Raw genomic sequence first — 11,493 nt, forward strand, 5'->3', positions numbered from 1 at the left:
CGCCGGGGTCGGCGGGGCGCTCTGCGAGGAGGTCAGTCGGTCTGGCGACTGCGCGACCAGATCAGGCTGTAGCCCTCGTCGGCGTCGACCAGGCTGGCGTAGATCGGAGCCGGGAAGCTCGGGTCGTCCAGCTTGACCGAGAGGTAGGCCCGGTCCTCCTTGGAGGTCTTCTTCCAGGCGGCGCCGAACTCGGTGGCGCCGGAGAAGATGCGGAAGTCTGGGGCGTTGTCGTTGGCCTTTTCGGCCTTGCGCAGGACTGCCGACTTGACGTTGAGGGTCAGGGTCTTGATCGCGCCGTTGTAGTTGCCGGCGTCGTCCTTGGTGAAGGTGCCGATGGTCGCCATGATGAAGTCTCCTTGTTCCTCGGACCGCGCCCATCGCGGCCTCGATGGCGATTTCCAGGACGAGGGGCGCTGAGCGCCGCAGCCGCAGGCCCGCAGCGCAGCGGAGGACGCCGGCGACGACTTGTTTGTCGCGCGAGGAATTCGGCGCAGCCGAAGGGGAAAGAAGTCGAAGAGCCGGCGTTGCGGCGATCAGCGGGGCCGGAACGGCCCGAACCCCTCGGCCCTATCAGGCCAGAGAGGCGGCATGGGTCGGTTGCGAAGGTGAGGTGTTCGCCCTGGCGACCGGAACCACATCACAACGACGCCGGTCACGCTCGCAAAGAAGAAGAAGGGCCGCCCGCCTTGTCGGCGAACGGCCCCAAGCTGGAAAGAAGGCCGCGAACTGCGGCCCGCCGCTAGGCGGCTTCTTCGGTCAGCACAGACGGCTCCGCATGAACCTCGGACTCCACCGAGACCGGCGCTCGAAGCAGGCTCGGCAACCAGCCCTTTCCGGTCAGCAGCGCTTCGGCCTCGGACGCCATCTCGGGCTTCTTCATGCCGCCGATCCGCTCGGCTGCTTCATCCGACACAGCTTCCCGCACGGCCTCGCCGATCCTGGCCTTGGTGACGCGGCCCAGGTAGCTCGCCACGGTGGCCGACCAATATCCGGTCATGTCGAGGTTCACGGCCTGCGCCAGACGATCAGCGTGCGCCCACGCCCCCGGCTTACGGTCGAACGGCGTGCGCACCGCGTTGACCGTCAGGCTCGCACTATGCGCCAGCAGGTCCAGAAGGTCCGTCGCCGCCAGCCCCTGCACGAAAGTCCAGAGGTCCGCCGCCTCCTTCGGCAAGCGCACCGCCCACCGCTCATGGCGCTCGGCGATGCTGCGTCCGGCGCGGCTCTCGTCGATGCCCGGCGCGTGGCCGTCGAGATAGGTCGAGACGCCTTTGATCTCCAAGCAGGAGGCGCGGTCGTAGGGCGGGTAGAAGGCAAACAGCGCCAAGCTGTGAACCACCGCCGACAGCGCGACCGTGGGACTGGCGCCCAAGGCGTCGCGCAGCGCCAGGGTCCGTTGGGCGGTGAGGTCCAAGACCAGACGCTCCGACAAAGGGGCGCCCGCATCCTCATCGGCCTCCTCGACCTCGGGGGCTGCTCCTTCCTCGCCGCTCTCCGGCCCGCCAGCCTCTTCGCCTTCGCTTTCCGGTTTGGGCCCCGGCGCCGGAACGTCCTCGGGGCGGATCAAGCCCCGCTCCACACGGGCCACGCCGTCCTGGCCGAGGATGACGAACACCCCGCCCCGCGCGATCTCATCGGGGGCGAAAGCGGTCCCGTCGCCAAAGGCTGCAAGAGCCGCGTCGATCTCGGCGAACCGCGCCTCGATCTCGGGCGGAAGCTCCTCGACCGCGTCCCACTCGCTGACCAGCGCGTCGTATTCGTCGGACAAGGCCGCCATGCGCGCCCTCTCCTCGTCCGGGCGCTCCACTGGATGCGGATAGACGCGTGCGAGGCCGAGCGCCCGGGGATAGTCGATATGGGCCTCGGCCCACTTCCAACCCTCCGCGTCCTGCACCGCCTGCGCGATCCCTGCCAGCTTCTCGGCGGCCAGCCGGTCCAGCAGGCCTGCGTCTTCGAACCAGCCGCCGCCGTCCTCGGTGAAGAGGTCGCGCAGGATGGTCCCGCCCGCCTCGCTATAGGCTTCGGCGCCGACGAAGACCGCCCGCCGATCCGTGGCCGTGACCTTGGCCTCGGTCATGGCGCGGCGGATCAGATAGGGCGGGCGATCCGGCCCCAGTTGGTCGAACACCTGTTCCTGCCGGGCATGGTCCTCGCTGACGGCATAGGCCATCATCTGGTCGAGGGTCAGGTCGCCCGCGCGGTAGCGCTCCATCAGCATCGGGCTGACCGCGCCCAGCCGAAGCCGCTGGCGCACCACTTGGGCAGACACGCCGAACCGCGCGCCAATCTCCTCGGCGCCAAAGCCCCGGCGCTCGGCTTGTTCCCGGAACGCCTCGAACTCGTCCGCTGGGTGCATGCGGAAGCGAGTGACGTTCTCGTCCAGGCTGATCTCGTGGGCGTCGTGGCTCAGGTCCACCACGCAGCGCACCGGCTCGGCCTTTTTGATCGTCTTGCGCTTGGCGAGCAGGACCAGCGCCAAGCGGCGCCCCTCGCCGATGGTCACCAGATAAAAGCCGGTCGCCGCCCCGGCCTCATCCGTCTCAGGCTCCACCACCGGCGCCTGCAAGACGCCCTTCGCCGCGATGCTGGCGGCCAAGGTTTCGATGTCGGCCTCGGCATGAGGGGTCCGCCGGGCGTTGCGCGGCGACTTCTTCAGCTTGTTGAGCGGCACGTCGATGACGTCGCCGTCCTGATGAACGATGTTGGCTTGTTCGGTCATGGCTAAGCTCCTTGGGGCATGGGTTGCAGGCGCAAGGCGCGCCTGAACCCTTGCCCGTCGGCGAGACCGGGGGTGCAAACGGAGGGGCGGCTTCGCGGGGAACCGGCTGCAGGGCTTCAAGCCCTGCGAACCTGCCGGACCTGCCCAGCCCGAAGCTGGGCGGAAGCCGCTCCGAAGTGCGCCGGGGGCGGAGCCCCAAGCCACGGCCGCGCGTCAGCGCGGCGTCAAAGAGAAGGCTGCAAGGAGCCTGCGCGCCGTCAGGCGCTGCACGGCAGGAAGCGCCGTCGAGCGGCCGGCGGCGCCATCGGCGCCCGAAGGGGCGGACCCGTAGGAGCCGCGGCACGCGGCGGGACCGAGCACGCCCGCCGGCCGCTCTCCTTACAGGAGGCCGTTTCCGGACTGTCTTGCCCGTCCTATTCTTCGGGCACTCGCGGGAGCCGATTCTTTTGCAACGCTTAGATTTGCAGAACCTAGCCGCATCGATGAGTTACGTCGGCGGCTCGTTGAAGATGATGGAAATCAACCGAACCCACATCCTGAAGGGTCAGGTAGCGTTCCAAACGATCGACACGAATGACTATGCCCGCATCTTGAATGCTGCACAGCTGATCGAAGCCGCTGGCCAGCAGCTAAAAATGTCCTCCACTATTGTGGCCGCACGCCGCGCTCAAAGCGCGTTGCAGGCTGGGTTCCGGGGCATTGGCCGCTACGACGCGGAAAGCCTCGGCCCCTTGATCAGCGCACTGACGCAGATGCTGACCAGCTTCGTCGATGAACTGGGCGGACAACACATCGTCGGTATGGACGCGGTCCGCGGGGCGCTCTTGCTGGCCGACGGGCCGCCGCTAGGACACCGGGTGGCAGCTGCGTTCCCAGACATCCAGGAGGATCTCTCGGAGGCTGCAGCCTGCCGCGCCCTTGAGCGTCCAACAGCCAGCGTGTTTCACCTCATGCGAGCGATGGAAGCCGCAGTTCAGGCTCTGGCCGCGCAGCTGGGAATCGAAGGCGTTACCCGCGAATGGGGCAAGCTGCTAAGTGACATGAAACGTGAGATTGAGGTGATGCCGAAGGGCAAGGCCCGTAACGCATGGTCCGAGAACCACAGCCTACTCTATCACGTGAAACAGGCTTGGCGGAACGACGTCATGCATCCGAACCGGACCTACACGCTCGCCGAAGCCGACCGCATTCACGACGCGGTCGCATCGTATCTTGAACAGTTGGCGGAACTGCTGGCGACCGCCCGAACATCAGCGCCCGAAGGCGCTGCATGATCGACGGGACCGACAACGCGGCTCAAGCACCCCTTCGCTACGCGACCGACCGGCTGCGGTCATCGGCGACGCGGTCGAAAGCACTTCGGATAGCCAACGAAACATTGACTCGGACCCGCGTCACCGCGTTCTCGCGCGCTGCCAAGTAGTCCTGCTCCAGGGCCTTAAAGCGTGCAGCGCTGACGGAATCTTCCGCGAAGTCGAGACTGTCCACCTCGTCGGTGATCGGAACGATCTGTACGCCGGACCCTCGACCCACGATGCGGTAGTCAGGACTAGCCGGCAGGCCTCCGGATACGGGCGAGTGAATCTTGACCTTCACATCGTGGTACTCGGTCAGCACGTACTTATGGTCGGCGATATCAATGACCATGTCGCCCCGCATCGCCACCCCGCTTCGGTACTCGACCACGCTGTCGATCAGCCGGTTATGGACCCAGAAATCATCATCGACTTGGTCGTCGGGCGAGAAGGTCCACGGCCGATATCCCGGCCTCGGATTGTAAGGCGACTGCAGGTAAGTTTGGATATTGGAGAACAACCTGCCGTGCGTGAGGCGGGCCTCCTCGGCGAACGCCTCAGCGAGCCGCGCCGCGACCAGCAACTCGAAGCCAGCCATCTGCAGCGCGCCAATGAGCGCTGCCTGGGCCAGGGCGGGGCTGTCATAGGTACGATGGCTTCCCCTCCCCCTGCCGGTTCCCATCGCCGGCGGCGCCACGCCCTCCTCGTGGAGGAGGGTAAAGTTGCGCAGCGTCAGGCCGCCGGCGAGCGCGAGTTCCCTGGACGTGAAGATTGACCCTGAGTTCTTTGAAGGGCGGCCCATATAACTTCCATTTTGTGGAAGTTTCTTATCTTCCAGTTAGTGGGAGTTTGTCAAGGCGCCCTTTGCCATGTCCGGTTCTGACGTATGGTCCCGCCAGAGTTGTCGAGGGAGGCAGGGTTGATTGATGACAGACCGGTGCTTTGAAACGGGCGACGCTGTGACGGACTTCAACCTGCGCCGCCTCGGCCATCTCTCGCGAAATGACGCCGACGGCGGCGACGTTCGCCTATTTGAAATCCATATACTCGCGACGATCGACAGCCTGGAAATGCTGCCGGCGGCCGCCCGTCGCCATTTTCGTGTCGACCCCTATGTCGGCGACTACTTCAAGCCGAGCGATGCCTGGCGCCAGGCGACCTGGGCCCAAATTGCGAAGAATCTGCATAACGGTCTGAATGCCGTATTGGCCGATGAGACTCTCCAGAAGGGCGGCGGCGCAGACTTGAGCGACAGGCCGCCCTCGCGCGGTGAGCAGATCACCACAATCTGCAAGAAGCTGGAGGCCATCTACGACAAGGGCGGCTCTTGGGACGCTGCGGTAGCCGAGCTTGAGCGCGCCTCAGGCGGAACGAACGTCAATAGTGAAGCCCGGGCAATGAGGCGCCTGATCGAGAAGAAGCGGATCCCAGATGTCGGAGCCTGGCGTTCCGACATGATCGGCTACATTTGGCGGGCGAACAGTTCGGCTCAGCACCTTCATCACCTTCGCGCCCCAGGGTGAAGCATGACGACGCAGCGATCTAGGCGGAAACCCCGCCCTCTCGAACCTCGATTGCGGCGCCCTCGCACCAGGTCACGATGATCCAATGCGCCTGGAAGAGCTCATCTAGGTCGACTTGGATCCCTGCAAAGGGTGTCCCGTCTTTCGTCGTAGGGTAGCGGAAGCGGTCGGCGAACGGGTCGAAAGCTTGGACGAGATCGATCATGCGCGCCACGTCGCGCGTCAGGTCGTCGTCATCGTCGTGGCCGAGCGCGGCCCGCTCTGCAAGCAACCGCTCAAACAGGCCGCGCAAATCGTGGCTCAGTTTAGCAGGAATGCTCCCGGCGATTTCGAGGATGGAAGCCTTCAGGGCCAGTTCGACGCTCTGGCGCCAGAGGGAAAGCAGGGGCCGCGTAAGCAGTCCGGAGGACTCGGCGCACGCCTGGTCCCACATCAGCTCGAAGCCCTGCTGAAAGCTATACGACAGCAGGTCCCAAGACCCGGCGATCATATCGCTGGGCAGCGGCCGCACGAAGGTCGTCAGCAGCGGCTGAGTGTCGACGATCTGCTCAACCAAGCGGTCGCGGCGTTCGAGGGACATGTCCTATCGGCCTCCTGCCCGCTTCCGCATCATGCAGCGTTAGCCAGGCTCATTGCGTGGCCGCCGCTGAATCGAGAATCTTCAGGGCGTCGAGCGCATACGACGAGTAGCGATGCCCGCGGCCTAGGCGACGTAGGACGTCAACGTCGATCCTGTCGCCAAAGCGTCCGAGCGTGCTGAAGGCCAGCTCGGGCCCGCGCTCGCGCATCGGCACGGCGTGGAAATACTGGGGATCGACGGCGGCAGCCACGAAGCGGCGCGCGAGCCTGAGGCACTCGGCCGGGTACGTGTCGCGCAGGTCGATCGGCGGATATGGACGATTTTCGTCCGCCCAATGCCGCTCCATCAGCGCCGCGTTGATCTCGGAGAGACATCCCACGACCAGGCCGGGGGACTGGCCATCGAGACGTACCCAGGCGAGATGCGCGGCGGCCAAGTGTTCGGGGCGCCGCGACTCCGCTGCGTGGACCAAGATCCGGATATCGTTGAGACAGAGCTCCTCCGCCGTCTCGCCCTCACTCGGGGGCAGCGGCGCCCCGTGACGGCCGAGGAAGCGGAGGCTGAGGGTGAAGGCGCCCCACTCTTCCTGCGGAAAGGGGTTGCTGCGGTCCGGCAGGCCCACAAACCTGACGAAAAGCGGCGCGTCGGCAGGGTTCTCGAGCCGCGCGACTTCCCCCGTGATCCAGCTGAGGCTCAGGCTGCGCTTGATCTCGACGGAGGCCAGCGCGCGCCGATAGAGCATATGGCGCTGGTCCTCCGAAAGTGCGTGGATCTCCTCGTAGTAGACGGTGCTGAACGGGTGATCGAACATCCGGACATAGATCGACAGAGCGTCATTGCCGTCGGCGCCATCCAGCAAGGCTTCGGCGACCTCGGCGCGAATGCCCTCGCGGGCATTCTCGGCATCGTCGTCGAGCGCTCCCAGGAAGCCCAAGGCGTCGATGATGCTGGAGTTGATCGCCCAGTTGTGCTGCGGCACGTCGAGGCCGTTGATGGCGTCAACCAGTTCGGCCACAACCTCGTCCGGCGCTTCGCGGGCGAACCCGACTGCCGCCAGAGCCGCCTGCTGCACATGGTAGGGCTCGTGGGAAAAGCGCTCGCGCAGGACAAAGATCAGCTCCTCTGCGAACTCGCCGCGCTCGTCGGCACCGAAGAAGGCGTGGCGGTTCTCCAGGTAGAAATGCAGCTGCCCTGAAGTGAGAGTTGCCACGTCGAGTGACGGCAGCGGCTCGGGCGCGTCGCCGAAGCTTCGCCGAGAGCCCTGATGGTCGATGCGGCTGAACCCGATCCTGTCGCCCATACTGTAGTAGGCGAGCGCGAAACTGGGGCTTCTGATGCCGATACCGGCGGCTTTCACCGCCGGCGCAAGCCGCCGACGTTCTTCAAGCAGGCGGGCATCCATGACGGCGCACAGGTCCTGATAGTCCTGGAAGCCCAGGAGGGACGTCGCCAACTTTCCGATAGCGCCGAGGCGCGCCTTTTCTGGCGGCGTCCAGTCACGACGACCAGCTTCACTCCAGCGCGTCACGTAGGCTTTGTTGTCGGAATCGAACTCGAGGGTGACGGCAGCGATTTCGTCGATGCAGGCTTGCTTGGCCGCTTGGATGAGTTTGCGAGCGTTGGACGAAGCGACGCTTCCCAGGGTCCCGGCCGCCGCAGCGGCGACTAGATCGGAACTGGTCGCCGACTCGAGTACGCGCAGGGATGCGTCGGGGTCCTCGATCGCGGTGACGATCTCGCTGGCCAAGGGCGCCAGCAGCGGCGTTGAGAGACGTGCCCCGAACGTGTCCGGATCATGAGCTGCAGCGTTCGCTAGGCCGAAGGCCGCGCACCCATTCAGGATCATCTCATGGGAGAAGGATACTCGACCGACACGTCGGACCAGCAGACCAGCTGCGAACATCGCATCGCAGGCGTCGAAACCGACAGTCTCCTGGCGCATGAATTCATCGAAGCGTGCCTCGGCCATGGAGAAGGCGACGTCGGTATGCAGGGCGACGGCGAAGCGCCGTAAACCGTGGGCTCCGGCGCGGGCATGACCGCCAAGGCGCGCCCGAACGTACTGGTCGATCAGGGCGAGGCGGGTCGCCTCTCCAGCCAGACTTGATCCGACGTCGCCGACCATCTCAGCCTCGAAGCCGCTGGTCACAGCTTTGAGCAGATCGGCGACACTGCCGATGACGCGTCTACCATCGCGGTCGGCGATCCGCTGCTTGAGACCGGCGCTCGGTCGCGAGACCTCGAAGGTCGAAAGGCCGTCGAAGCCGACAACCGGCTTCTGGGAGGTCAAGATGACCTTTGCGTCGAGCCGCCGGGCGAGCGCACGCAGACCCCGGAGAGCAAGGCTGCCAGATCCCGCGAGTTCATTAACCCCATCGACGATCAGAAACGCGGGGCGCTCGCTGTGGGCGACCGCACGCAGCAGTTCCGTCGGTGCATCATCGGTCAGAAGGCCGATCTCACGACGCACGGCCTTGGCCCATTCGCCGGTGAAGTCCTTGGCGGAGAAGAACAAGACGGGGGACCCGGCGCCTGCCAACCGGCTCGCAAGCGCCTTGCCCATCAGGGTTTTGCCGCAACCGGACGGCCCGACGATCACACATCCCCCGCCGTCCGAGGCGGCACGCTCAAGGGCGTCCGGAACACCCTCTTCGTATAGCCAGCGATCACCAGAGCGGCCGTATTCTTCCGCGACGGCGGCGTTGTAGAGGCGCAGGCGCTCAATGTCGCGTCGGACCTGGTCGCCTCCGACCGCTTCGTCCACGCTGACGGCGGTCAACGATAGGGAGGTCGCAAAGGCGCGCCATTGGTCTAGGCCCCAAGGCGGCTGTCTTGCTGTGCCCGCGGCAAAGTCGTCCAGGAAATCCGTGAGGGTCACGACACGGGCCTTAAAGTCCCCAACAGTGACATCTGAGCCGGCAGGCAGCGCACCGGTGAAAACCACGCAAGCGTCGGGGTAATAGCTACCGATAGGAGCCATCACCGCCATCGCGTCCCTTAGGGCGTTCTTGGCGCCAACCGCCTGCTGATAGGCGTTTCCATACGGCCGCCATGACCCACCCGCATCCCTCCGCGCCCATGCACCGTTCAGGCCACCGCGGACAGGTGTGCGCGACGCCTTGACCTCAATGAGTGTCGCGGAAGAGGCGATGGCGACGACGCAATCGATCTGTCGGCCACCAATCTGCGCGTTGGCGATGATCACAAAAGGCGTGCGCGTCTGTTGGAGACGCTCCGCCACAGCAGCCACCACGGCGCGTTCCGACGCGAGCTCGATTGGCCCCCCGAGGTATATCGTTCCGAGGGAGATGCGATTTGGCCCTTCCAACATGGCCAATGACGTTAGCACGCGTCGGAACAAAAGGGATACGAGATAACCGGAGATCGCCTGACGGGGGCGTTGCGGGGGCCTCCCCGTTCAGAGGGGTCGGCGGAAACGGCGTCGGCTCGGCTGCAGGGCAAGGCCTTCTCCGCCATCGAACCCTAAGGTTCGCGCGGGCCGGCAGCATCGCGGCAACATTCATGCGTGGGGCGTCAGCCTCGCAAAAACGGCGACCTTGCCGGCGGCTGACGCATGAGCCTGTCGTGTCAGCCGCAGCAAGCCTTGCCGCCGCCCTCCTGGATCGGCGGACAAGGCACGTCGCCGTAGGAGCAGTAGACGCAGCAATCGCCCGGCTTGGGCTTGAGGACGGCGCCGCAGCCCTGGCAGTCGTAGAAATACTGGCAGGCGTCGGTTGGCATGGTCTCCGTCGCCTGGTGGCCGCAGTTTGGGCAGGTCAGCGTGGAGCGAAGCTGGATTTGCACGTCGCTCATCAACGGGCGTTCCGGATCAGCGTCAAGGCCCAGGGCTCGATGATCGGCTGCCAGATCAGGGCAACCAGAACCAGAACCGTCGCCGCGCCGAGCAGGCCGATGCCGAGCCGCGATGGCGCGGCGCACGTCCCGTCCAGCCGGCACATCCGCGCCCGCCGCCAGGTGACAATCCAGCCAACGCCAATCACGGCCAGCGCCGCGAGCGTGATCCAGGTGCGCTGCCCGGCGATCCAACTGATGCCGCCCAGGCCCAGACCCGCCAGGGCCAGCGACATGGGCAGGACGCAACAGGCGGCCCAGGCGAACACCGCACCGGCGGCGGCGGCGACCGCCGCCCAGCTCAAGGCGGCTTCCGCAGGCTTGCCGCCTCGGTCGTGCTGTCGGGCCCGAAGACCGCTGCTCGCTGTCATTCCATCGTCTCCTGGCGCCACCCCAGCGAGGTATGCCATCTGTAGCGGCTACAGACTCAAGCCCTAATCGAAAGATCCGCCCGATGGCCGACCCAGCGATCCAGATCGGCGAACTGTCCCGTCGCACCGGCTGCAATATCGAGACGATCCGCTACTACGAGCGCATCGGCTTGATGCCGGCGCCGCCTCGGCGCGGTCGCTACCGCAGCTACGGCAGCCAGGATGTGGGCCGGCTGGGCTTTGTGCGCCGGGCGCGCGAGTTAGGGTTCACGCTGGACGAGGTGCGCGCCCTGCTGGGTCTGGCCGGTGGCGGGCCGGCCTCCTGCGCCGAAGTGCGCACCCTCGCCGCGTCGCATCTAACCGATGTCCGAGCCCGGATCGCCGACCTGAAGCGCATGGAGCGCGTCCTGGCGGACTCCGTTCAGGCCTGCGACGCTGGAGAGGACCCAGGCTGCCCGCTGATCCAATCGCTCTATGCGGATCGGGGACCCTCTTAGCGCGGGGGCGTTGCGGGGCTCTCCCCGCTGGAAGGGGTCGACCGAGACCAAGGGGCTCGGGCGCAGGGGAAGGCTTTCCCCCTCAATCGTGAACGATCTTCATCGCCAGCCTAATGCTTTGGCGGCGCCGGCAGCATGGCCGCCACCGTCTCCGACCACAGCGCCAGAATCTCCGCCTGCTCCTCATCGGCTTCACCGACCGTATCGGCGAACACCTTCAGCAGGCGCGCGAACTCCTCAGTCGTGGTCACGCCGGAGGCCTGCAGCACGCTGGCGACCATGGCGACCATCTTGCCGTGCGCGCAGACGAGGGCCCGGTCCATCGGCCCTACCCCGCCCGGCCATCAATCGCGGGGGCGTCGGCCGCTGCGTAGGGGTTGTGGCTTGTCGGCGTCGGGGTCCGGCTCTGCGAACAGCGCCGCGATCGGCACGTCGAGGGCCTCGGCCAGGCGGTCGAGCAGATCGACGGAAGTGTTGCCCTGCTCTCGCTCAAGTTCGCTTACCCAGGCTCGGTCGACGCCAGCGTCGATCGCCAGCCGCTCTTGCGAGAGCGACTTGGCGGTGCGTAACGCCCGCAGATTCCAAGCCAGAAGCGCCCTTCCCTTCATGGGAAGAGCGGGACACTTCTGTGGCCGATGAAACCACGGTCTCCAGAC

General features: G+C 65.9%; 12 protein-coding genes. 3 read left to right on the top strand and 9 right to left on the bottom strand.

What is annotated here, in order from left to right; translation table 11 throughout:
- Positions 1-32 precede the first annotated feature (32 nt).
- A complete protein-coding gene (locus tag JNL41_RS01075) occupies positions 33-344 on the bottom strand; it encodes a DUF736 domain-containing protein (RefSeq protein ID WP_293472353.1) in 312 nt (103 codons plus the stop codon).
- A gap of 395 nt (positions 345-739) precedes the next feature.
- A complete protein-coding gene (locus tag JNL41_RS01080; RefSeq protein WP_293472354.1) occupies positions 740-2,719 on the bottom strand; it encodes a ParB/RepB/Spo0J family partition protein in 1,980 nt (659 codons plus the stop codon).
- Positions 2,720-3,201: 482 nt separating this feature from the next.
- Between JNL41_RS01080 and JNL41_RS01085 the strand changes: the two genes are divergently transcribed.
- Positions 3,202-3,993 carry a hypothetical protein gene (locus JNL41_RS01085; RefSeq protein ID WP_293472355.1) on the top strand — a complete coding sequence of 264 codons (792 nt, stop codon included), beginning with the start codon at positions 3,202-3,204 and terminating at the stop codon, positions 3,991-3,993.
- Positions 3,994-4,030: 37 nt separating this feature from the next.
- On the opposite strand, the gene JNL41_RS01090 is transcribed toward JNL41_RS01085, so the two are convergent.
- Entirely contained in the window at positions 4,031-4,816 is a 786-nt protein-coding gene (locus JNL41_RS01090; RefSeq protein ID WP_293472357.1) for a hypothetical protein, read from the bottom strand.
- Between the two features lie 124 nt (positions 4,817-4,940).
- Between JNL41_RS01090 and JNL41_RS01095 the strand changes: the two genes are divergently transcribed.
- The gene (locus JNL41_RS01095; RefSeq protein ID WP_293472359.1) at positions 4,941-5,537 is read left to right on the top strand and encodes a hypothetical protein; all 597 of its coding nucleotides are present in this window, start codon (positions 4,941-4,943) and stop codon (positions 5,535-5,537) included.
- 19 nt (positions 5,538-5,556) lie between these two features.
- Here JNL41_RS01095 and JNL41_RS01100 read toward each other — a convergent pair whose 3' ends face one another.
- The 4 genes from JNL41_RS01100 to JNL41_RS01115 all read right to left on the bottom strand — a co-directional run bounded on the left by JNL41_RS01100 (position 5,557) and on the right by JNL41_RS01115 (position 10,340).
- On the bottom strand, positions 5,557-6,117 hold the full coding sequence (locus tag JNL41_RS01100) for a hypothetical protein (protein WP_293472361.1): 561 nt from the start codon (positions 6,115-6,117) through the stop codon (positions 5,557-5,559).
- Between the two features lie 49 nt (positions 6,118-6,166).
- Positions 6,167-9,370: an AAA family ATPase gene (locus tag JNL41_RS01105; RefSeq protein WP_293472363.1), complete on the bottom strand. Its 3,204-nt coding sequence runs from the start codon at positions 9,368-9,370 to the stop codon at positions 6,167-6,169.
- Positions 9,371-9,705: 335 nt separating this feature from the next.
- Positions 9,706-9,930, bottom strand: coding sequence for a GDCCVxC domain-containing (seleno)protein (locus JNL41_RS01110; protein WP_293472365.1), 225 nt, complete (start codon positions 9,928-9,930; stop codon positions 9,706-9,708).
- Positions 9,930-10,340 (bottom strand): MFS transporter permease, encoded by a 411-nt coding sequence (locus tag JNL41_RS01115; RefSeq protein WP_293472367.1) that lies wholly within the window; start codon positions 10,338-10,340, stop codon positions 9,930-9,932. The genes JNL41_RS01110 and JNL41_RS01115 overlap by 1 nt, the downstream gene beginning before the upstream one ends.
- Positions 10,341-10,423: 83 nt before the next feature.
- Between JNL41_RS01115 and JNL41_RS01120 the strand changes: the two genes are divergently transcribed.
- Positions 10,424-10,837 (top strand): helix-turn-helix domain-containing protein, encoded by a 414-nt coding sequence (locus JNL41_RS01120; RefSeq protein ID WP_293472369.1) that lies wholly within the window; start codon positions 10,424-10,426, stop codon positions 10,835-10,837.
- Between the two features lie 110 nt (positions 10,838-10,947).
- Here JNL41_RS01120 and JNL41_RS01125 read toward each other — a convergent pair whose 3' ends face one another.
- Positions 10,948-11,160: a hypothetical protein gene (locus JNL41_RS01125; protein WP_293472370.1), complete on the bottom strand. Its 213-nt coding sequence runs from the start codon at positions 11,158-11,160 to the stop codon at positions 10,948-10,950.
- A 21-nt stretch (positions 11,161-11,181) separates the two neighbouring features.
- Positions 11,182-11,445, bottom strand: coding sequence for a helix-turn-helix transcriptional regulator (locus tag JNL41_RS01130; RefSeq protein ID WP_293472371.1), 264 nt, complete (start codon positions 11,443-11,445; stop codon positions 11,182-11,184).
- Positions 11,446-11,493 lie beyond the last annotated feature (48 nt).

It is taken from the genome of Phenylobacterium sp., from assembly GCF_016793285.1.
Taxonomy (GTDB): domain Bacteria; phylum Pseudomonadota; class Alphaproteobacteria; order Caulobacterales; family Caulobacteraceae; genus Phenylobacterium.

Excerpts from the sequence above, each read along its gene's own strand:
- JNL41_RS01075 (WP_293472353.1), bottom strand. The coding sequence starts at position 344 with ATGGCGACCATCGGCACCTTCACCAAGGACGACGCCGGCAACTACAAC.
- JNL41_RS01080 (WP_293472354.1), bottom strand. The coding sequence starts at position 2,719 with ATGACCGAACAAGCCAACATCGTTCATCAGGACGGCGACGTCATCGAC.
- JNL41_RS01085 (WP_293472355.1), top strand. The coding sequence starts at position 3,202 with ATGAGTTACGTCGGCGGCTCGTTGAAGATGATGGAAATCAACCGAACC.
- JNL41_RS01090 (WP_293472357.1), bottom strand. The coding sequence starts at position 4,816 with ATGGGCCGCCCTTCAAAGAACTCAGGGTCAATCTTCACGTCCAGGGAA.
- JNL41_RS01095 (WP_293472359.1), top strand. The coding sequence starts at position 4,941 with ATGACAGACCGGTGCTTTGAAACGGGCGACGCTGTGACGGACTTCAAC.
- JNL41_RS01100 (WP_293472361.1), bottom strand. The coding sequence starts at position 6,117 with ATGTCCCTCGAACGCCGCGACCGCTTGGTTGAGCAGATCGTCGACACT.
- JNL41_RS01110 (WP_293472365.1), bottom strand. The coding sequence starts at position 9,930 with ATGAGCGACGTGCAAATCCAGCTTCGCTCCACGCTGACCTGCCCAAAC.
- JNL41_RS01115 (WP_293472367.1), bottom strand. The coding sequence starts at position 10,340 with ATGACAGCGAGCAGCGGTCTTCGGGCCCGACAGCACGACCGAGGCGGC.
- JNL41_RS01120 (WP_293472369.1), top strand. The coding sequence starts at position 10,424 with ATGGCCGACCCAGCGATCCAGATCGGCGAACTGTCCCGTCGCACCGGC.
- JNL41_RS01125 (WP_293472370.1), bottom strand. The coding sequence starts at position 11,160 with ATGGACCGGGCCCTCGTCTGCGCGCACGGCAAGATGGTCGCCATGGTC.
- JNL41_RS01130 (WP_293472371.1), bottom strand. The coding sequence starts at position 11,445 with ATGAAGGGAAGGGCGCTTCTGGCTTGGAATCTGCGGGCGTTACGCACC.